The organism is Rhodococcus sp. WAY2 (assembly GCF_009859915.1).
Lineage (GTDB): Bacteria > Actinomycetota > Actinomycetes > Mycobacteriales > Mycobacteriaceae > Rhodococcus_F > Rhodococcus_F oxybenzonivorans.
The window spans coordinates 2105613-2126131 of record NZ_CP046572.1; the positions used below are offsets into that span (position 1 = coordinate 2105613).

At 66.8% G+C, this 20519-nt stretch carries 19 protein-coding genes; 15 read left to right on the plus strand and 4 right to left on the minus strand.

Going from position 1 to position 20519, the window contains the following annotated elements:
* Window positions 1-26 precede the first annotated feature (26 nt).
* Window positions 27-416 carry a VOC family protein gene (locus GFS60_RS09810; protein WP_159920806.1) on the minus strand — a complete coding sequence of 130 codons (390 nt, stop codon included), beginning with the start codon at window positions 414-416 and terminating at the stop codon, window positions 27-29.
* A 122-nt stretch (window positions 417-538) separates the two neighbouring features.
* Between GFS60_RS09810 and GFS60_RS09815 the strand changes: the two genes are divergently transcribed.
* From GFS60_RS09815 to GFS60_RS09835, 5 genes are all read left to right on the plus strand, one after another.
* The gene (locus GFS60_RS09815; protein WP_159920808.1) at window positions 539-1288 is read left to right on the plus strand and encodes a DUF429 domain-containing protein; all 750 of its coding nucleotides are present in this window, start codon (window positions 539-541) and stop codon (window positions 1286-1288) included.
* 60 nt (window positions 1289-1348) lie between these two features.
* Window positions 1349-1804, plus strand: a complete 456-nt coding sequence (locus GFS60_RS09820) for a tellurite resistance TerB family protein (protein ID WP_159920810.1) — start codon at window positions 1349-1351, stop codon at window positions 1802-1804.
* Window positions 1805-2254: 450 nt separating this feature from the next.
* A complete protein-coding gene (locus GFS60_RS09825) occupies window positions 2255-3679 on the plus strand; it encodes an aldehyde dehydrogenase family protein (protein ID WP_159920812.1) in 1425 nt (474 codons plus the stop codon).
* A 141-nt stretch (window positions 3680-3820) separates the two neighbouring features.
* The gene (locus tag GFS60_RS09830) at window positions 3821-5122 is read left to right on the plus strand and encodes an ISL3 family transposase (RefSeq protein ID WP_159918917.1); all 1302 of its coding nucleotides are present in this window, start codon (window positions 3821-3823) and stop codon (window positions 5120-5122) included.
* Window positions 5123-5267: 145 nt separating this feature from the next.
* Window positions 5268-6065, plus strand: coding sequence for an SDR family NAD(P)-dependent oxidoreductase (locus tag GFS60_RS09835; protein ID WP_159920814.1), 798 nt, complete (start codon window positions 5268-5270; stop codon window positions 6063-6065).
* Here GFS60_RS09835 and GFS60_RS09840 read toward each other — a convergent pair.
* The 3 genes from GFS60_RS09840 to GFS60_RS09850 all read right to left on the minus strand — a co-directional run bounded on the left by GFS60_RS09840 (window position 6059) and on the right by GFS60_RS09850 (window position 9990).
* On the minus strand, window positions 6059-7441 hold the full coding sequence (locus tag GFS60_RS09840; RefSeq protein WP_159920816.1) for a flavin monoamine oxidase family protein: 1383 nt from the start codon (window positions 7439-7441) through the stop codon (window positions 6059-6061). The two genes, GFS60_RS09835 and GFS60_RS09840, sit on opposite strands and share 7 nt — an antisense overlap.
* A gap of 178 nt (window positions 7442-7619) precedes the next feature.
* Window positions 7620-8690 (minus strand): LLM class flavin-dependent oxidoreductase, encoded by a 1071-nt coding sequence (locus GFS60_RS09845; protein ID WP_159920818.1) that lies wholly within the window; start codon window positions 8688-8690, stop codon window positions 7620-7622.
* A gap of 1 nt (window position 8691) precedes the next feature.
* A complete protein-coding gene (locus GFS60_RS09850; RefSeq protein ID WP_159920820.1) occupies window positions 8692-9990 on the minus strand; it encodes an O-acetylhomoserine aminocarboxypropyltransferase/cysteine synthase family protein in 1299 nt (432 codons plus the stop codon).
* 218 nt (window positions 9991-10208) lie between these two features.
* Here GFS60_RS09850 and GFS60_RS09855 point away from each other — a divergent pair, with 218 nt between their 5' ends.
* The 10 genes from GFS60_RS09855 (at window position 10209) to GFS60_RS09900 (ending at window position 20178) form a co-directional block, all read left to right on the plus strand.
* Window positions 10209-10913: an alpha/beta hydrolase gene (locus GFS60_RS09855; protein WP_159920822.1), complete on the plus strand. Its 705-nt coding sequence runs from the start codon at window positions 10209-10211 to the stop codon at window positions 10911-10913.
* A gap of 47 nt (window positions 10914-10960) precedes the next feature.
* Complete coding sequence (locus GFS60_RS09860) at window positions 10961-12325, plus strand: aminotransferase class I/II-fold pyridoxal phosphate-dependent enzyme (protein WP_159920824.1); 1365 nt, start codon at window positions 10961-10963, stop codon at window positions 12323-12325.
* Window positions 12326-12475: 150 nt separating this feature from the next.
* Entirely contained in the window at window positions 12476-13867 is a 1392-nt protein-coding gene (locus GFS60_RS09865; RefSeq protein WP_159920826.1) for an LLM class flavin-dependent oxidoreductase, read from the plus strand.
* A 34-nt stretch (window positions 13868-13901) separates the two neighbouring features.
* On the plus strand, window positions 13902-15425 hold the full coding sequence (locus tag GFS60_RS09870) for an ABC transporter substrate-binding protein (RefSeq protein ID WP_159920828.1): 1524 nt from the start codon (window positions 13902-13904) through the stop codon (window positions 15423-15425).
* Window positions 15422-16447 (plus strand): ABC transporter permease, encoded by a 1026-nt coding sequence (locus GFS60_RS09875; RefSeq protein ID WP_159920830.1) that lies wholly within the window; start codon window positions 15422-15424, stop codon window positions 16445-16447. Before GFS60_RS09870 ends, GFS60_RS09875 begins: the two co-directional genes overlap by 4 nt.
* Before the next feature lie 6 nt (window positions 16448-16453).
* Window positions 16454-17311 carry an ABC transporter permease gene (locus tag GFS60_RS09880; RefSeq protein WP_159920832.1) on the plus strand — a complete coding sequence of 286 codons (858 nt, stop codon included), beginning with the start codon at window positions 16454-16456 and terminating at the stop codon, window positions 17309-17311.
* Window positions 17301-18167 carry an ABC transporter ATP-binding protein gene (locus GFS60_RS09885; RefSeq protein WP_159920834.1) on the plus strand — a complete coding sequence of 289 codons (867 nt, stop codon included), beginning with the start codon at window positions 17301-17303 and terminating at the stop codon, window positions 18165-18167. Before GFS60_RS09880 ends, GFS60_RS09885 begins: the two co-directional genes overlap by 11 nt.
* On the plus strand, window positions 18160-18987 hold the full coding sequence (locus tag GFS60_RS09890) for an ABC transporter ATP-binding protein (RefSeq protein ID WP_159920836.1): 828 nt from the start codon (window positions 18160-18162) through the stop codon (window positions 18985-18987). The genes GFS60_RS09885 and GFS60_RS09890 overlap by 8 nt, the downstream gene beginning before the upstream one ends.
* A gap of 196 nt (window positions 18988-19183) precedes the next feature.
* On the plus strand, window positions 19184-19690 hold the full coding sequence (locus GFS60_RS09895; RefSeq protein WP_159920838.1) for an NADPH-dependent FMN reductase: 507 nt from the start codon (window positions 19184-19186) through the stop codon (window positions 19688-19690).
* A complete protein-coding gene (locus tag GFS60_RS09900) occupies window positions 19690-20178 on the plus strand; it encodes a flavin reductase family protein (protein ID WP_159920840.1) in 489 nt (162 codons plus the stop codon). Before GFS60_RS09895 ends, GFS60_RS09900 begins: the two co-directional genes overlap by 1 nt.
* Window positions 20179-20519 lie beyond the last annotated feature (341 nt).

The following is a 20519-nucleotide window of genomic DNA, read 5'->3' on the forward strand; positions in this document are numbered from 1 at the left end:
TTCGCGCGTCCGCGCCCCGACCGGAGCTACGCCGGTGCGAAGAATTCCAGCGCGATGTTGTCGGGATCGCGGAACGAGATACCCGATCCGTAGTGGGCGGTCTTGATGCCTCCGTGCTCGATGCCGAGGGCGTCCAGCCGATCCCGCCACACCACCAGATCGGAACACTGGAACGCCACGTGGTCGAGCCCCACCTGTCGTTCGTCGAATGTGCTCCCGGAACTGCCGCCGGTGTGCGCGTGTAACCCGAACAGCATCCCACCGTCCAGAGCGAACACGGTGTGATGGAAGGCGCCCGACTCCTCGTCCTCGTCGAGGACAGGTGCCGAATCGAACAACGCGCTGTACCAAGCGGTGCTGGTCGGCAGGTCGGAGACCGTGATCGCGATGTGGGCCAAGCCCGGGAAACTGGACATGTGTGGCATCCCTTCTCCGGCGAAGTTCGTGCGCGGATCCATACGACAGTATCGACTTCCGGCACCCGGCACACCCAGAAACCACTCGAGCCCGCGTCGGCTGGGACGGCTAGCCTGGGGCGATGCGCACCGTGGGCGTCGATCTCGCCGCCGAACCGAACAGGACGGCCATGGCAGTCGTCGAGTGGTCGGAAGGCGAGGCCCGCGTCGAATCGGTGATCCTGGGCGTACGCAACGACGCCATCACCGCCGCAATCCTCGACAGCGACCGGGCGGGAATCGATGCACCTTTCGGCTGGCCCGACGCCTTCGTGCACATGGTGTCCGCACATCATGCCGGCCGGATGGCGGCCACCGAAGAACTGTCACACCGCGCCGGCCGGCGACCCCTGACGAAACGTCGGACCGACCTCGTCGTCCAGGCTGCCACCGGCATCGCACCGCTCAGTGTCTCCGCTGACCTCATCGCGCACGTGGCACTGCGCTGCGCCGGAATTCTCGCCGAACTAGGCGACCTCGGCGCCGACGTCGACCGCGTCGAAGGCCGGGCCGTGGAGGTGTATCCCGCCGCTGCCCTGCGGCGGTGGGGACTGCTGTCGCGCGGCTACAAGCGGTCCGCGAATCGGGTGACCCTGGGGGAGTTGGTCGACACCCTTCTCACCTCGGCGCCGTGGATGGACCTCGGGGCGCACGAACCACTCTGCCGCACCTCGGACGACGCCCTCGACGCCGTCCTGTCCGCTGTGATCGCGCGCGCGGCGGCCGTGGGACGCACGGAGATGCCCGACGACGCGGACCGCAGGATCGCCCGTCGCGAGGGCTGGATCCACGTGCCCGTGGGCAGCCTGCAGTCGCTGCAACCGACGCTGTGAACCGAAACCAGGCAAAGTGGACAGCACACGCACAGTGCGTGGCGAGGACAAAGGAGACCCATGGCTTTCTGGGATCAGCTGAAGGCAAAGGCGTTCGAAATGAACGGCCAGCTCAAGACGAAAACGGCACAGTTCCAGAACAAGGAGTTCGCCAACGCCAGCATGGCTATGTGCGCGCTCATCGCCGCGGCTGACGGCACGATCGACCCGTCGGAACGACAGAAGACTGCGACGCTGATCACCAGCAACGAAGCGCTCAGTGTCTTTCCCTCGGACGAGCTGCGTCAGAAGTTCGAGTGGTACTGCAGCAAGCTGCAGTCGGACTTCGAGTTCGGCAAGATCGAAGCCACCGCCACCATCGCGAAGTTGAAGTCCAAGCAGGATCAGGCGCGGGCCGTGATTCAGATCGGCATCGTCATCGGCGGCGCGGACGGCAACTTCGACCAGCACGAGCGAAATGTGGTGCGCGACGCCTGTTTCGCCGTCGGGATTGCTCCGGCGGAATTCGAACTGTGACGTAAACGGTGGCGCGCCCCTAGAGGTGGCGCGCCACCGACTGCGACGTCGATCCCATGATCGAACAGTGGCTGACACGAGAAGTTGGCGTCACCCGGCGCAGCGGAACCTCCACGCCGGGGGCGTGCTCATCCGGGTCGCGGGTGTCAGCGGCACCAATGCCGAAGGACCTTTGCCGTGAGCTCGGCCCGACTCAGGTGGTGATGGTGATGGCGCGGTCCCCGCTGGTGCTGCACCTCGGAATGGACTTCGCGAATGATTTCGAACATCCCTCCGCCCTCCATTCTCTGCATCCTGCCCCGGAGCAGGACGCACCGGGGCGTCTAATTCCGTTTTACCCCATCGGTGGGCTTTCAGACGGGTTTCGGGCATACCTTTTCCAGCGTCGTTCAGCGGGGCCGCCGTAGGGTCGAGGCAGTGGCACAACCCGATATCGATGGAGGCTGACCGATGACCGAAGTTCTGGACCGCAGCAAGATCTACATCGACGGAGCGTGGGTCGATTCGCAGGGGACGGGGCGTATCGATGTCGTCAACCCCGCCACCGAAGAGGTCATCGCTGTGGTCGCGGACGGCACCGCAGAGGACGTCGACCGCGCCGCCGAGGCCGCCCGCGCCGCGTTTCCCGCGTGGTCGGCGCTCAGCGGAGAAGAGCGCGGCCAGTACCTGCGCAAAGCGGCCGGTCTCGTGAAGGAGCGAGTCGACGAACTCGCCGCCCTGGTGTCGAGCGACATGGGGATGCCCGTGCGGTTAGCGAAGCCCGTGCAGATCGGGATGCCATTGGCGAACCTCTCTGCCTTCGCCGAACTGGCCGCCAACTACAACTTCGACGCCCAGGAGGTCGGGAATTCGCTGATCGTGCGGGAGCCGATCGGCGTGGTCGGTGCCATCACCCCGTGGAACTTCCCCCTCCATCAGGTGGTCCTGAAGGTCGGTGGCGCCCTCGCCGCGGGTTGCACCGTGGTGCTCAAGCCGACCGAGGTGGCACCCCTCATCACCTACGCCCTCACCGACATCTTCCACGAGGTCGGTCTGCCGGCCGGCGTGTTCAACCTCGTCAGCGGGTACGGCCCCGTGGTCGGGGAGGCAATCGCCGGACACCCCGAGGTAGACATGGTCTCCTTCACCGGCTCCACCCGCGCCGGTAAGCGCGTCGCCGTCGTCGCAGCCGAGACGGTGAAGAAGGTGGCGCTCGAGCTGGGCGGCAAGTCGGCCAACGTCATCCTCGACGACGCGGACCTCACCAAGGCCGTCACCGACGGGGTGGGCAAGTGCTATTTGAACTCGGGTCAGACGTGTTCGGCCCTCACCCGCATGCTCGTCCCAGCCGACAAGGTGGACGAGGCGGCCGCGATCGCTGCGCAGGTCGCCCAAAATTATGCCGTCGGCGACCCGACCGCGGCCACGTCGGTCCTCGGGCCGCTGGTCAATTCGAATCAGCTCAAACGCGTCCGAAGCTACATCGAGCAGGGAATCGCCGAGGGTGCCGAGCCTGTTCTCGACGGACGCGAAACCGGTCAGGAGAAAGGTTATTTCGTCGGCCCCACCATCTTCTCCGGGGTCACCGAAGACATGACGATCGCCCGCGAAGAGATCTTCGGACCTGTGCTCTCCATCCTCGGGTACCAGGACGAGGAGGACGCGGTCCGGATCGCCAACGCCACCGAGTTCGGGCTCGCCGGCGGCGTCTGGTCCGGCGACAAGGACCGTGCCGATCGCGTCGCCCGGCGGCTACGGGCCGGCCAGGTCGAGGTGAACGGCGGCGCCTTCAACACCAACGCCCCGTTCGGTGGGTACAAGCAGTCGGGTATCGGGCGTGAAGCCGGTGTACTCGGCTTCGAAGAGTTCCTCGAGGTCAAGTCGATCCAGCGGTAGGCGGCTCCGCCGCCTGTGCGCCTTTTTGGGCTCTACTGCTGTGATCGTGGGTGGAGTTCGGTGCGGGTGAGGGCGCACGCCGTTGTCCCAGTAGCGTTCTGGCTTGTCTAGGGTCAGTCGGCTACATATGTGGGGAACGGCGTGCGCGAAGCCAGGATATGGCGTCAGGTGTTGGGTGTCGAAAAGACGGTGATCGAGGGCGTCGATTTCGACGACACGGCCGGGGCGGTGATCGTCGCGGTCCGGCCGCAGGCCCGGGCCCGGTCCCGGTGCGGGGTGTGTGGTCGTCGGAGCCCCGGTTACGACGGTGGCACCGGTCGGCGGCGGTGGCGCGGCCCGGACTGCGGCCTGGTCCGCACCTTCGTCGAGGCCGACGCACCGCGGGTGTGCTGCCGCGAACACGGAGTCACGGTGGCCGCGGTGCCCTGGGCCCGGCACCGGGCCGGGCACACCTACGCGTTCGACCAGACGGTGGCGTGGCTCGCCACCCATACCTCGAAGGCCGCGACGTGTGAGTTGATGCGCACCGCGTGGCGCACGGTCGGGACGATCGTGGACCGGGTGTGGGCCGACACCACACCCGCCCGGGACCCGCTGGCGGGGCTGCGGCGGATCGGGATCGACGAGATCTCGTACAAGAAGGGCCACAAGTATCTGACGGTCGTCGTCGACCACGACTCCGGCCGGCTGGTGTGGGCGGCCCCGGGCCGTGACGCGGCGACCCTGTCCGGGTTCTTCGACCTGCTCGGGCCCGAACGGTGCGCGAAGATCACCCACGTCACCTCGGACGCGGCCGGATGGATCGGGTCGGTGGTGACCCGGTTCTGCCCGGATGCGGTGCGCTGCGCGGATCCGTTCCATGTGGTCGCCTGGGCCACCGAGGCCCTCGACACGGTGCGGCGGGCGGCGTGGAACCGGGCACGGTCCACCGAGAACGCCTCCCGCGGCGGTGGGTGGAAACCGCGGCGTCGCCCGAAGGCCGGCCCGGCTCGGTCGGTCAAACGCAGCCGGTGGGCGTTGCTGAAGAACCCGGACGCCCTCACCGCGCAGCAGCAGGCGGTGCTGCGGTGGATCGAACTCCACGATCCGGTCCTGCACCGCGGCTACCGGCTCAAGGAGAGTTTGCGGTTGATCTTCCAGCTCCCGGTCGAGCAGGCCGCTGCCGAACTCGACCGCTGGATCGACTGGGCCCGGCGGTGCCGGATCCCGGCGTTCGTCGCGTTGCAGAAAAGCATCCTCGTCCACAGACCCGCGATCCTCGCCGCCATCGAGCACGGGCTCTCGAACGGTCGGATCGAATCGGTCAATACCAAGATTCGCCTCATCACCCGCCGCGGATTCGGGTTCCACACCCCCGAGGCCGTCATCGCACTCGCGATGCTCAGCCTCGGGGGCGCCCGCCCACAATTACCCGGCCGAATCCACCCACGAATGAGTCAGTAGAGCCCCTTTTTGGTAGTGACTGCTACCAAAAAGGCGCACAGGCGCGAAGCGCCATTGGCCTCACGCTGAACCGAATCCGTGACCGCACCTCCGCCTGGTCCTACCCTCGAATCGAGGGGTGGACAGCGGAGATGAGGAGAACGACATGGATCTCGGTCTAGGCGGCAAGCGGGCGATCGTCACCGGCGGCAGCCGCGGAATCGGTCTCGCGATCGCGCGCAGCCTCGCGTCGGAGGGGGTCGACGTGGTGCTCGCTGCCAGGGGCGTCGAGGCGCTGGAATTGGCGGCGAAGACGCTGTCGCAGGAGACCGGACGGCGGGTGCTCGGGGTTCCCACCGACACCGGCGACGACGACTCGGTGCGCGCCCTCGTACAGCGAACGGTGGACGAACTCGGTGGTGTCGACATCCTCGTGAACGCCGCCGCAACCCCGTGGAGTGCGGGCAAGCCGAGCGACTTCGCGTCCACCACCGACGACGTGGTGCGCGCCGAACTCGAGATCAAGGTGCTCGGATACCTGCGGACCGCCCGGGCGGTGGCACCGCACCTCGTGGAACAGGGGTGGGGGCGGATCATCAACATCAGCGGACTCGGTGCACGCCAGGCCAACTCCATCGCCCAGACCGTGCGGAACGTCGGTGTGTCGGCGCTGACGAAGAACCTCGCCGACGAACTCGGACCGCACGGCGTCAACGTCACCGTGGTGCATCCGGGACTGACGCGGACGGAACGTCTCGTAGACCGCCTTGCCAAGCAGTCCGAGGACGAAGGTGTGCCGGTGGCCGAACTGGAGTCGCGGCTGGCCACCAACTCGATCCACCGGTTGATCGACGCGAGCGAGGTTGCCGACGTCGTCACGTTCCTCGCGTCACCGCGCAGCGTCGGGATCACCGGCGACGCGGTTGCCGTGGGCGGCGGTGTTCCGGGGGCCGTCTACTACTGAGGTCGGGCGAGGGACAGCGCGCGGTCGCGTTCGGTGACCTCCCGTGCGGCGCGTTCACCGGACCGGACGGCTCCGTCGATCCAGCCACACATTACGGACGAACTTTCCGTGCCGGCCCAGTGAATGCGGCCGCAGGGCTCGCGGAGGGTGTAACCGAACTGGGTGAGGACACCCGTCGGCGCATGGCTGAGCATGCCGCCGCCGGAGTACCGCTCGACGCTCCAGTTCTGCTCGATGTAGTCGACGGGGGAGGCAGCCTTGGCTCCGAACCTCGCGGTCAACTCGCCGAGCACTGCTTTCTTCCGCTCGGCCTCCGAGAGTCGTCCCAGCCGGCGGGCGATCGGTCCCTCGACGATCACGCACAGAACACCGGGACGTCCTGTGTCGGTACTGGCGTCGATGGTGATCGTCGCGGGGGAGTCGGGTGCCGCCGACTGTCCCGACAGTCCGGCGGCGCGCCAGAAGGGTTCGTCGTAGAGGACGGCGATCTTCATGACGGCACCGCTCGGCATCCGCTGGTGCAGGAACGACCGATCCATCGGCAGCAGCGGTTCGTAGAGGATCTGGCTCGCGATCGCGAGGGGTACCGCGACGATCGCCCTCCGGGCCCGGACGGCCAGATCCGCCGAGCGGACGGTCACGCCGTCGCCGTCCTGCGTGATGTCCCGGACGGGTTGTGACAGATGGAGTGCGTCGCCGATCTCGGCTGCCATCGGACGGTAGACGGCACCCATTCCACCGACAGGTCGCGCGTCCTCGGCGGCGTCCTTCACACCGAGGACGAAACTCGGACCGCCGCCGGACGCCATCTGGTACAGGACGAACAGCATCGACACCTCGGACGCCGCGGACGTGTAGCAGCCGGCGATGGCGGTCTCGAGAAGGTCATGGGCCGGCTTGGACAGCGTGTTGTCGCCGAGCCATTTGGCGAGGCTGATCGAGTCCCACTTCGCTGCCTTCTTCGCCTCCCACGGCGCGTCGAGCGGGATCGTCTTACACATCTCGCCCAGTTCGACGAACACGGCCCCGAGATTCGCTGCCGCCCAGGGACTCATCGTCAGGGGAATCGTGCCCTTGTACCGGTACTGTTTGCCATCGACGACCATCATCGACTCGCCGTCGGTGTACTGCTTGTAACTCTTGACGCCGAACTCGTCCATCAGGGCGTAGATCCGGTCCTGTCCCGGCCCGATCCACGCGCCGCCCCGATCGATCCACGAACCGTCCTCGCGGACCTCGGTGAAGGTCCGCCCCCCGATCCGGTCACGCGCCTCCACCAGCGCGACCGATTGTCCGGCCTGCTTCAAACGCAGTGCCGCCGTCAGTCCGGCGAACCCTGCGCCTACGACGCAATAGTCGACTTCGATGTCTGCCATGACAAAATCCCTCGCGCTCGCCCCGCGACCTCGTGCGGCCGTATGCAATGGATGCGTCGCGATTGGTCCTGGTGGTGTGAATTCCTCTCTCCGGGAGCGAAATCGCCGCGCACAGAACGTCTTCATCCTTACTCGCGGCGAGTAGTGCGGTCAAGGGCGTCCCCCCTGTGAGTACTTATCAACCGCCCGCGGTTAACAAGTACTCACGGGTGGGGACCAGCGGAAACACCTGCTCGGCGATGCGCTCGAGCTCTTCGTGCGCGGGGGAGCACTGGATGAGCAGCAGAGTGAGACCGGCGTCCTGGTAGGCGCGGATCTTTTCGGCGACTTGTTCGGGGGTGCCGACGAGGTCGGGTCGCAGTCCGCGCGTGCCGACGGAGTATTCGCGCTGGGACAGCTCGACGTCGAGTTCGGAGTTCTTCACGAATTCCTCGAACGACGCGTACCCGGGCGAGTGAGGGTCGACCGTCGTGATGCGTTCGAGTTCGGCGCGGGCCTCGGCTTCGGTGTCGCGCACGATGATGTATGTGGACATCCCGAATTCGGCCATGTCCCGCTGATGGATTCGCTGCGAGCGCGCGTTCATGTCCGCGATCTTCGACCGCACCTCGTCGACGGTGCCGCCGTGCAGCACGTACGAGTCGGCGAAGGTCGCGATCGATTCGCGGCCGCTCTCGCTCTCACCGCCCGCGAAGACCGGGGGATGAATTCTGGGCTTCGGTGACAGGATCGAGTCGCGCACGCTGAAGTGCTCGCCCTGGTAGGTGAACGGGGTGTGCTCCCAGAGTCCACGGAGAACGTCGACGAACTCGCCGGCCTGCCGGTATCGGTCGTCGTGCCGGGTGAAGGCGCCGCCGTACTGCCGGGCTTCCTCCTCCCACCACGCGGCGACGACGTTGAGCGCGAACCGTGCCGCACCGGCATCGGTTGTTCCGGCGATGTCGGTGATCGTCGCCGATTCCTTCGCGGTGACCGCCGGCAGGTGGAATCCGGGTCGCACCGCCGTCATCACCCGGAGTTGTTCGGTGACCGCGAGGATCGCCGACGACAGCGACCACGCCTCGAGGCTGGGCGCGTCGACGCCCTTGCGGTCGTTGAGATAGAGCTCCGGCACGAGGGTGGTGTTGTACCCGAGACGATCGGCGAGCTGTGAGAGCTTCTTGACGTAGTCCCAGGTGGCGGGCATCCCTTCGTCGCCGAGGTTGCGCAGGAAGCCGCCGTAGATGGGCGTCCAGTAGCCGAAGTGCATGTCATTCCTCCGTGATGGCGTCGAGCGAAGCACGCAGATCGTCGACGAGGTCTTCCAGGTTTTCCAGTCCGATCGACAATCGGACGGTGCGGTAGCCGAATCCGGCGTCGCGGAGTTGCGTGTCGTCGAGGTGGCTGTGTGTGGTGGTGGCGGGGTGCACTACCAGCGACCGCGCGTCGCCGATGTTGGCGACGATGGCGAACAACTGCAGCGAGTCGATGAACTTCGCCACCTTCGAGTCGTCGACGGCGAGATCGAAGGAGAAGACCGAGCCGGCGCCGCGCGGCAGGTACCGCTGGGCGGCGTCGTGCCACCGGTTGTCCGGCAGTCCGGGGTAGTTGACCTTGGCGACCGCGGGATGGCGGTCGAGAAAGTGTGCGATCGCCAGTGCCGAGCCGACTTGCCGTTCCAGCCGCAAGTCCAGCGTCTCCAACCCCTGAAGCAGCTGGAATGAATTGAACGGGGACAGTGCGGGACCGAGATCGTGGACGAGCTTCGTCTTCGCGTAGACGAGATACGCGCTCCGCTCGCGGCCGAACTCCTCCCACAGCACGAGGTCGCCGATGCGCGGGTAGGGCTCGGTGAACTGGGTCCACCGCTGCGGCTCCGCGCCGAAGTCGAACGTGCCGAGGTCCACGATCACACCACCCAGCGAGCTGCCGTGCCCGCCGATGAACTTGGTGGCCGAGTACACGGTGATGTCGGCACCGAAGTCCTTCGGGCGAAGCAGATACGGGGTGGCGATCGTGTTGTCGACGATCAGCGGGACCCCCGCCTGGTGCGCGATGTCGGCCACCGCCCGGACGTCGAGCACGGAGGCGACGGGGTTGCCGATCGTCTCGGCGAAGAAGGCCCTTGTCTCGGGACGCGCGGCCGCACGCCAGGCGTCGAGGTCGTCCTGATCGACGAGCGTGACCTCGATCCCGAAGTCCGCGAAGGTGTCGGTGAGGAGATCGACGGTTCCCCCGTACAGCTGCCGGGCCGCGACGATGTGCTGTCCGGACTTGGCGAGGGTGAGGAGTGCGACCGCGACAGCGGCCTGCCCGGACCCCGTGGCCAGGGCGGCGACTCCACCGTCGAGATCGGCGAGGCGCTGCTCGAACACGGCCTGGGTGGGATTCCCGGTGCGGCTGTACAGGTTTCCCTTCCGCCGCAGGGAAAAGATGTCCCGCGCCTGTTCGAAGCTGCCGAAATCGTAGGCAACCGATTGGTAGATCGGGGGGATCGCGGTGTTCTGCGGTGTTCCGGGTTGATAGCCGGTGCGGACCTGCCGGGTCGCGAACCCTGTGGTCTCGGGCATCGGTGTGCCTGTCCCTTCGTCGATACTTCTGAATGGGCCTGGGTGAACTGCAAAGCGGATGAATGGCAGAGCAAAACGAATATGTTCGGAACAAAACACGACGCGCGACGAGAAGGCACGCGTTTTGTTCTGCTCGAGCTTTAGTCTTGTTCGACCTCGCGCGTGTGGGTCAGGGTGACGCAGTCAATCCTGCGAACAACCCCCGAATGAGGTAATCAGTGGACATCGACTGGCTGGAACCCGAAGCGACTGTGCGTGGCTCGGTGATCGTCGTCGCCGGCCGCGGTGAGCGTGCTCACGTGTACCGCCGGTTCGCCCGCCGGATCGCCTTCGATGGCTACCGTGTCGCGGTGGTGGAGAACGATTCCGCGGCGACTGCTCGGGCGATCGCCGATGCCGAGACCGAACTCCCACTCACCGTCGTCGGGTCGGACAGTGGCGCCCTGACCGCCCTAGACCTGGCCGCGACGCATCCGGCCGTGTCCGGGGTGGTGGCCGCCGGTCTTCTCGTCGCGGGGACCGAGGCCTTCACCGGAGAGTGGGACGGCGAACTCGAGATCCGCTCCGCGTGTCCCGTGCATCGAGGGGTCCTGTCGTCGGCCGACGCTCTCGAGCGGGGAACGCTCGGTGCGGAGACTCCGGTGGCCACGGCGGATTCGCTGACCCACGTGCAGGTTCCGGTCCTCGTCGTGCACGGAGGCGCCGACGTTCTGAGCCCGGCAGCGGACGTGCTGGCTGTCACGTCCGCGTTGCCCGACGCCCGGGTCGTCGTCGTTCACGAGGGGCTGCACGACATCCTCAACGACGTGTCCCACCGGTCGGTCGCCGCCGAGATCGTGCAGTTCCTCGAGCGTCTCCGCCTGCCCGGTACGCCCGACATCATCCTTCGCGAACCGGCCGGGGCACTCGCGCAGTCACCGTGACCCGCACGGCGAAGGGCCGGTAGTGGTTGTCGATCGAAGGGGTGTGGATGTCAGCGGTTCTGGAGTCGGAGGCGATTGCTCCGGAGTGGTTGCTCGACAAGATCGACGGCCGCACCGCGGAACTGGCCGATGCCGTCGCCGACCTCATCAGGTCGGGTGAGCTCAGCCCCGGCGATCGCCTGCCGACCGTCCGCGCACTCGCGAAATCGACCGATCTCAGTGTCGGTGCGATCGTCAGCGCCTGGGGCCGCCTGCAGGAACAGGGGTTCGTGCAGACCCGCCGCCGCGGCGGCACCGTCGTTCTTCCGCCGCTCGACAGTGTGCCCGAGCGTGGCATACCGGACTGGCGTGGCGTCGACCTGGCGCAGAATGCACCCGACCTGGCGCTGCAGCCGTCCCTGTCCGACGCTTTGTTGTCGAGTCTGGACGCCGAGACGTTGAATGTGTTCGGCCGGGAACTGATGACCGAGCGGTTGAGGAATGCCGTCGCCCCGGGGTGGCCGTTCGAACCGGAGGCCTGGGCCACGGCGGGCGGCGGCACCGAGGCGCTGTTGCTGGCCGTGGAGGCGGCCGCCCCACCCGGTTCGATGGTGGCCGTCGACGAGCCCCTGGGCCCGGGCGTTCTCGACACCCTCCGCGATCTGGGGCTGGATGCGGTCGGGGTGGGCGCCGATCGCGACGGCCCCCGGCCGGACGCTTTGGACGCGGCTCTGACCGCCGGTGCCGTGGCCTTCGTGTTTCAGCCCGGTGCACCGTTCGCAGTCGACCATGCGGTCAGCGCGCAGCGCACGAGTGAACTCGCCGAGGTGCTGCGACGGCATCCGGCGGTGTGGGTCGTCGAAGACGACTCGATCGGACCGCTCGAACCGCAGCAGCCTCCCTCTCTGGGATCGGTACTACCGCAGCGTGTCGTCCGGATCCGTAGCTACTGCAAGGCATATGGGATCGATGTGCGGACCTCCGTTCTCGGCGGATCCCGCGAACTGATCGAGAAGGCCATGAAGGTGCGCAGTCACGGAGTCGGCTCGAACAGCCGGATCCTGCAGAATACCCTCGCCCACCTGATCGTCAGCGACGACGCCGAGCAGGCGGTCACTACGGCGCACGAGCGCTACACCGCCAGACGCACGTCGCTGCTGGCGGCGCTGATCGACCGTGGCATAGAGGCTTTCGCGGGCCCGCACAGTCTGGTCGTGTGGGTCGCGGTGTCGGACGAGACCGCGGCCCTCGTCGCGTTGGCGCGGCAGGGCATCTCGGTGGGGGCCGGCTCCCGCTCGTTCGTGCAGGCGCCCGCACGTCAACTCCTGCGCCTGTCGGCCACCCAGTTGCCGGACGACCCGGACCTGATCGGGCAACTCGCCGACGTCGTCGCGGTGGCCGTCGCGGAGTCGTCGCGCGAATTCTTCGACTGATCGGACTTTGTTCGACAGCCCTGCGGGACATACGAAATATGTTTTGAAACATCGAGAATTTAATACTCTGCACGCGTCTGTTTGCTCCATACACTTCAACGCGGCGTGCCGAGGCAGGTGCCTGACGGCGAACGACGAAGGAGCGAGAACATGACGAGACGGCAACTGAAATTGGGAGCTGTCCTCACCCCCACGGGTGGGCCCGGGCACCCGTACACCTGGCTGGACCCGGAGATTCCCGCCGACGCGAGCGTCGACATCGACTGGTACATCCGGTACGCGCGACTGGCCGAGCAGGCGCGGTTCGACCTCGTGTTCATCGTCGACAGCCAGTTCATCACCCCGGACTCGCCCCCGCACTACCTGAACCGGCTCGAGCCGCTGACGCTGCTGTCGGCGCTCGCGGTGGCCACCGAGCACATCGGGCTCGTCGGCACGCTGACCACGTCGTTCAACCAGCCGTTCAACCTCGCGCGACGGTTCGCGTCCCTCGACCTGATCAGCCGCGGCCGCGCCGGCTGGAACGTGGTCACGAGTGGCGACTCGGGTACCGCCGGAAACTACGGCCTCGAGGAGCATTACGACTACGCCACCCGCTACGGCCGGGCCCTCGAGCACGTCGAGGTCGTCAAGGCTCTGTGGGACTCCTACGAGGACGACGCGTTTCCGCGCGACCGGGAGGCCCGCCGCTTCCTGGACCCGGACAAGCTGCACACCCTCGACCATCGGGGTGAGCACTTCTCGGTGGTGGGCCCGCTCAACATCGAACGCTCGCGGCAGGGGCAGCCGGTGATCTTCCAGGCCGGCGACTCCGACCAGGGTCGCGACCTCGGGGCGCGTATCGCCGACGGGATCTTCACGCACGCGCCGAGTTTCGAGGCGGGGGCGGCGTTCTACGCCGACATAAAGACCCGCGCGGCAGCCTACGGGCGCGCTCCCGAGGACATCGTGATCCTGCCGGGAGTCAGCGTCACCGTGGGCGACACCGACGCCGACGCGCGCGAGATCGAACGCGTGACCCAGCTGGCCGACAACGACTTCGGAAAATCTCTCCGGGAACTGGGCCGGCCGTTCGGCTGGCACGACTTCCGGCAGTACGACCTCGACGCGCCGTTCCCTGCCGAGGCACTGCAGCACGCCGAGCGCAGCTTCTACACGCAGGCCAAGAAGATCGCCGACCTCGCCGCCGATCGCGGGCTGACACTGCGGCAGACGGTCGAGGCACTCAGCGCGCCGAAGACGTCGCCGTTCACCGGCAGCGCCGAGACCGTCGCTAACGAACTGCAGCGCTGGCTGGACGGCCACGCCCTCGACGGCATCAACATCCACATCGGCCACCCGGCACAGTTCCAGCGCTTCGTCGACGAGGTGCTGCCGATCCTGCGTGAGCGTGGGGTCGTCCGGGAGGACTACGAGCAGAACACGTTGCGCGGCAACCTCGGCCTGCCTTTCGCGGAGAACCGTTACACCCGCGCGCGGCGTGAGGGAATCGACCCCGCCCCGCTGCCCGGCACCACCGCATCGCTGTCCGCGAGTGTCTGAATCACCACCCCCTTTGCATGGTCAGGAGCATCCAGTGAGCAAGAAGAGCCGGCGGATCGTCGGCGCCGTAATACTCGGAGTGATCGTCGGGTTCGTTGCCACCGCGTGCGGCGGCGGCAGCAGCTCGGACGGCGCCGAGGTCAAGTGGGCGTTCAACCTCCCCACCTCCTGGGATCCGGTGACGAGCCGGACCGGAAACGACATCAACACGATCAGCCTCGCGTACGCGTCGCTGACCCGGCTCGACGCCGAGGGCAACGTCGAGCCGTCGCTCGCCGAGAGCTGGAAGTACAACGCCGACGGCACCGCCGTGACCTTCACCCTGCGTGACGGTCTGACGTTCTCCGACGGGACCGCCCTCGACGCCCAGGCGGTGAAGGCGTTCTTCGACCGCGGCAAGTCTCAGGACGATTCGTTCCTCCGCGACCAGCTCGCCGGCGTCACCGAGGTCACGGCCGACAGCGCCACCGACGTCACACTGCATCTTGCCGACGCCGACTACCAGATCCCCTACCTGGTCGCCGGGCGAACCGGGGCCATCGCCAGCCCGACCGCGGCCGCCGACCCGCAGAAGCTCAGTGTGTGGCCGGTCGGCGCCGGTCCCTTCAGGATCACCGACTTCGTCGCCGAGGACCACGCGTACTTCGAGAAGAACCCGAACTACTGGGACGCCGACAACATCCACATCGACCACTTCGAACTCAGCGTCGCCCCGGACCCGGCCACTCTCGTCGCCGGTGTCCAGTCCGGCTCCATCGACTTCGCGACGCTACCGGCTCTGCAGGCCAAGGAAGCCGAGGCCGCCGGTCTCGATGTGACCGTGAAGCCGTCGCTGGCCGCGAACGACGTCTCCATCAACCTCAACAAGGCCCCGTTCGACAATCCGAAGGTCGTCGAGGCATTCCGCTACGCATTCGACCGGCAGGCGTTCGTCGACGTCATCACGAACGGGTTGGGCAGCACGACGAGCCAGCCGTTCCCCAACGGATACCTCGCCTTCAACCCCGAGATCGAGAAGCTCTGGAACTACGACCCCGACAAGGCATCTCGTCTCCTGACCGAGGCGGGATACGGTCCCGGGCAATTGTCGATCGAGATCACCGCGCAGTCGGCGGCCACCAACCGGGCGGAGCTGGTGCAGTCGCAGCTGAAGAAGATCGGCGTCGAATCCACCATCAAAGTGGTGCCGCCGGGATCGTCGACGTGGCAGAGCGAGGTCTATATCGCGAAGAACCCGCAACTTGCGACGGACGGCACCATCGGGCGTGAATCCCCGGTGCAGAACCTGCTCGCCGTCTACGGTCCGGAAGGCATCATGAACCTCAGCGGCCCGCATGCGTCGCCGGAGTTCATCGCCGCGCTCGACGCCGTGCGTCGCACACCCCTCGAGGACCCGGACTACAAGCCGCGGCTGTGGCAGGCCGTCAAGGTCGGTGTCGAGCAGTCGCCGACCAACTACATCTTCAGCAATCCGTGGATCATCGTGTCCAACCCGGACCTGAAGAACCTGAACATCCTGCCGTCCCAGGTGCGGTGGGAAGGCGTCACGGTCTCGTGACCACCGCAGACGTCCAGACCGCCGGCACCAGGAGAACATTCGCTCTCCCGGTGCCGGCTGGTGCGCTCGGCACGGCGTTTCGGGTCGTGCTGAGCACCGTGCTGATCGTGGTCCCGGTCTTCCTGTTCTCCACCCTGATCACCTTCCTGCTCGGAGCGGCCAGCGGGCTGAATCCGGCCGCCGGGATCGCAGGCGACGCCGCGACCCCGGAGACGATCGCCCGCATCAACGCCGAATTCGGGCTGGACAAACCGGTCTGGCAGCAGTACGTCGACTGGATGTCGAGCATGCTGAGCGGTGACCTGGGCGTCTCGTGGTTCAGCAAGATCCCGGTCAGCGAGTTGATCGGCGAGCGGCTCGCCGTCAGCGCCTCGATCGCCGGTGTCGCACTGGTCATCGGACTCGCTTTCGGCGTCGGACTCGGAATACTCGCCGCCGTGTACAAGGGCAGCCTGCTCGACCGGCTGATCACCGCATACACGTCGGTGGCCTCCACGCTGCCGCCGTTCGTCATCTCGATCGGACTGATCCTCGTCCTCAGCGTCGGGTTGCACTGGCTGCCGTCGGCCGGGTACGTCCCGCCAGACGAGGACTTCGGTCGCTGGCTGTCGCTGATCATCATGCCCGCGATCGCGTTGAGCATGGACGTCGTCGCCGACATCGCGCGACAACTCCGCACCGGATTGGTCGCGGAGCTCGACCAGAACTACGTCACCGGCGCGGTGGTCCGGGGCATCAGTCCGGCCCGGATCCTGTTCGTGCACACACTGCGTAACGGCAGCGGTCCGGCGCTGTCCATCCTGGGGATGAAGATTCCTACGCTCATCGGCGGCGCCGTCGTGATGGAGACCATGTTCTCCATGCCCGGCTTCGGTCGCCTCGCCGCGGACTCGGCGCTGCGCGGAGACGTTCCCATCGTCCAGGGAACGCTCGTCGTGGCGATCGTGTTCGTGCTGTTCTGCAACATCGTCGTCAACATCGCGCAGAGCGCGTTGCAGCCGGCAACCAAGCGGAGAGACTGAAATCCCATGTTCACAGCAATCCTGCGTTATCACTCCGCTCGCGCCGCGGTGGTTGTCCTCGGGCTGATAGTGTTGCTCGCGGTTTTCGGGCCCGCCCTCGCGCCCTTCGACCCGCTCGTGCAGGACACGTCGGCAATCCTGCACGGCCCGAGCGGAACTCACTGGCTCGGGACGGACAACGTCGGGCGGGACGTGTTCAGCCGGCTGCTGGCGGGTTCGACCGTGTCGGTGCTGTCCGCACTGCAATGCGTCGTCGTCGGATTCCTCCTCGGCGTGATCCCGGGATTCCTGTCGGTGTACCTCGGACGCGGCGTGGAATGGTTCACCCTCCGGTTGATGGATGCGCTCATCACGTTGCCGTTCCTCGTGTTCGCCGTCGCGATGACCGCGCTGCTCGGAAACGGGCTGGCGCAGGCGATGTTCGCGGTCGGCATCCTCATCGCACCCGCGTTTTATCGGATCACTCGCGCCGCTGCACTGACCGTGGCCAACTCCCAGTACGTCGAGGCCGCCGAACTGATGGGGGCCGACACGTCCTGGATCATCCGTCGTCACGCGGTACGCAAGGTGCTGCCGGCGGTGGGGGTGACGTTCGCGGCGATGACCGGAGCCAGCCTCGTCATCGTGTCTTCGCTGACGTTCCTGGGGATCGGCGTCGTCCCACCCGACCCGACCTGGGGAGGACTCCTCGCCAGCGGACTGCAGTACCTGTACCAGGTTCCGTTCGGCCCCGTCGTGCCCGCGCTGTTGATCGTGGCGACCGTCTGGGCACTCAACGCCATCGCCGACGCGCTGCGGGATGCGACCGGCCAACCCCAACGCCGCGCCCGCAGGAAACAGGAGGTCACCTCGGATGTCCACTGACACATTGGATGCCACGTCGGCACCCGCACCCATCCGCCCCGACCGGCCGGTGCTCACCGTGAGCGATCTGCGCATCGCGCTCGACGACGGAATCGAACTGGTCCACGGCGTCGACTTCTCCCTCGCACGCGGCGAAGCCCTGGGGATCGTCGGCGAATCGGGAAGCGGTAAGTCGCTGACCTGCCGGGCCATCCTCGGAATTCTGCCCGGCGGAATCAGTGTCACCGCAGGCTCGATCGACTTCGACGGCATCGAACTCACGGACCTCGGTCGCAAACACTGGCGGCCACTGCGGGGTACCCGCATATCCGCAGTCTTCCAGGACCCGGCGTCCTATCTGAACCCGTCAATCCGGGTCGGTGAACAACTGGCCGAGGCGCTTCGGTCGTCCCTCGGGCTGTCCCGCGCGGACGCCCGGCGGCGCGGTGTCGAACTGTTCCGGAGAATGGGGCTGAACGACGCCGACACCGTGTACCGCCAGTACCCGCACGAACTGTCCGGGGGAATGCTCCAGCGGGTGCTCATCGCGATCGCGGTGTCCGCGGAACCGGAACTCCTGATCGCCGACGAGGCGACCACCGCCCTGGACGTCACCGTTCAGGCCGAGGTGCTCGACCTCCTCGAGGACCTGCGCGACGAACTGGGCCTCGCGCTCGTCGTCGTCTCGCATGACCTCGCCGTGGTGGCTCAGGTCTGCGACAACGTGATCGTGATGCGGGACGGCGCCGTCGTCGAGTCCGGGCGAGCAGGGGACCTGCTCACCGCGCCCCGACACGAGTACACCCGCCAACTCGTCGAGAACCACCGGGAGTACGGGCTCGAGTCGGTCATCGGAAAGGAGGCGGCTCGTGTCTGAGTCGTTGCTGCGCATGACCGGCGTCCGGGTGGAGCTCGGACCCCGCGCGGCGCGCAAGCAGATCCTGCACGGCGTCGACCTGACCGTCGATGCCGGCGAGAAGGTGGGACTCATCGGTGAAAGCGGTTCCGGAAAAACGACACTGGCCCGCACGATTCTCGGTCTGATCACCCCGACGTCCGGATCGGTCGACATCCGCGGGCAGCGCGTCGACGACCTGTCCGCCGCGAACCGCCGGGCGCACCGCCGCACGGGGACCGTGCAGTACGTGTTCCAGGATCCGCTCCTGAGCCTCGATCCGGACATTCCCGTGGGCGAGTCGATCGCCGAGGGACTGCTCGTGCGCGGCGGACTCGACCGCAGCGTGGTGCGGTCGCGGGTGGCAGCGGTACTGAGCAGTGTCGGACTCGACGCCGACATCGCGGGGCGGATTCCCGCCGACCTGTCGGGTGGGCAGCGCCAGCGGATCGCGATCGCGAGGGCCCTCGTCCTCGATCCGGCGCTGCTGCTGCTCGACGAACCGGTCAGCGCCCTCGACTCGGTCAACCGTATTCAAATCCTGAAACTGCTCACAGAACTCGGGCACTCGCGGCAGCTCGCTCAGCTGTTCATCTCGCACGACCTAGGGGCAGTCGCGGCGCTGGTCGACCGGATCGTCGTGCTGTACCGCGGCAACATCGTCGAGGACGGACCCACCGATCAGGTGATCTCCGACCCCCAGCATCCGTACACGGCGCTTCTCGTCGGATCGGCTCCTACGTTGAGCGGCGGCGCGGTGACCCGGGAACGGCGCCGCGAATTGAGGCTCCGCCTCCCGTGAGTACTTCTTAACTACCCGTTGTTAATAAGTACTCACGGGTCGGCAGTGTAAGCCCGACCATCAGTGAACGGAAGGGTTTGATTCGACGTGATCCGAATGATCTGCGATCGAAAGAGGCTCGCAGTCAATAATATTCGACGATGAACACTCCGCTGTTCTATCGTGGCACCGACAGTTCATGAGAGGCGAGGGAACGATGAAGGTAACGGTAGTCGCGGGCAATCCCAAGGCGGGTTCGCGCACACTGGACGCGGCGACGTTGGTGGCGACGGCGGTGACGGGTTCCCCCGTGGACTCGGTCGTCGACGTCATCGAGTTGGGTCCCGGGCTGCTCGGCTGGGGTGACGACAAGGTCGCGCAAGCGGTCGAGACGGTGGCAGAGTCGGATCTGGTGGTGGTCGCGAGCCCGACCTTCAAGGCCACGTATACGGGAGTGCTCAAGCTCTTCCTCGACCAGTTCGCGACAGCCGAAGGGCTGCGAGGCGTGGTCGCGGTCCCGGTCATGCTCGGCGGGGGCCCGGCGCACGCGCTCGCACCCGAGCTGCTGCTGAAGCCGGTATTGGTGGAGCTCGGCGCAACAACGCCGGCGCCGGGGCTGTATCTCGCCGACACCACCTACACCACCGATTCGCGAATCGCCGAGTACGCCGAGCGTTGGGGTCCGGTGCTCACCGCGGCGGCAACGGCACGAACGGAGTTGTGATGAGCGGGACGGTAACGCTGGACCCAGGTTCGTTGCGGGAGGCGTTCTCGCACGTGCCCAGTGGTGTTGTGGCGGTGTGCGCAGAGGTCGACGGTGAGCGGGTCGGAATGGCGGCGAGCACCTTCGTGCCGGTGTCGCTGGATCCCCCTCTCGTCGCGTTCTGCGTGCAGAACACCTCTTCGACGTGGCCGAAGCTGGCGGGATTGGAACGCATTGGAATCAGCGTGCTGGGGGAGGTGCACGACACCGCGGCGCGGGTACTGGCCGCGAAGACCGGCGACCGGTTCGAAGGACTCACCACGGAAACCAGCGACGGCGGGGCGGTATTCGTCGGTGGTGCCTCCGTGTGGCTCGATACGACAGTGTCGGAGCAGGTGCCCGCCGGCGATCATGCGGTCGTGCTGTTGAAAATTAACGAGGTGCGGGTGCAATCGGACGTGGAGCCGATCGTTTTCCACCGCAGTACCTTCCGATGGCTGCAGGCCTGAGAAAGTCTCCACCGTGCGGCCGCGAGAACGAAGAGTGCGATCGCCGACCGCGGAACTGATGGCAGGGCGGGCCGGGCAACCCGCACCGTCGCCGACGTTGCAGCCATAAATCCCGGTCTCGTTGTGGTGGCCGGCGCGGATGCAAAGGGCCGCCGCTTCGAGGAGTTGTGAGCGTCCGATGCGGATTCAGGAGGTTGAGGACGGTGCCTGAGCCGGGTCGGCCCGGTCGGAGTGTATTCCGCTCCGGCCGGGCCTCGCCGGAACGTGCCGTGGGATAGTGGGATACCGCCGCGCGAACTCGCGTGGCCGTTGGCCTCGCCGATACCTCCTCGGGCGTTGAC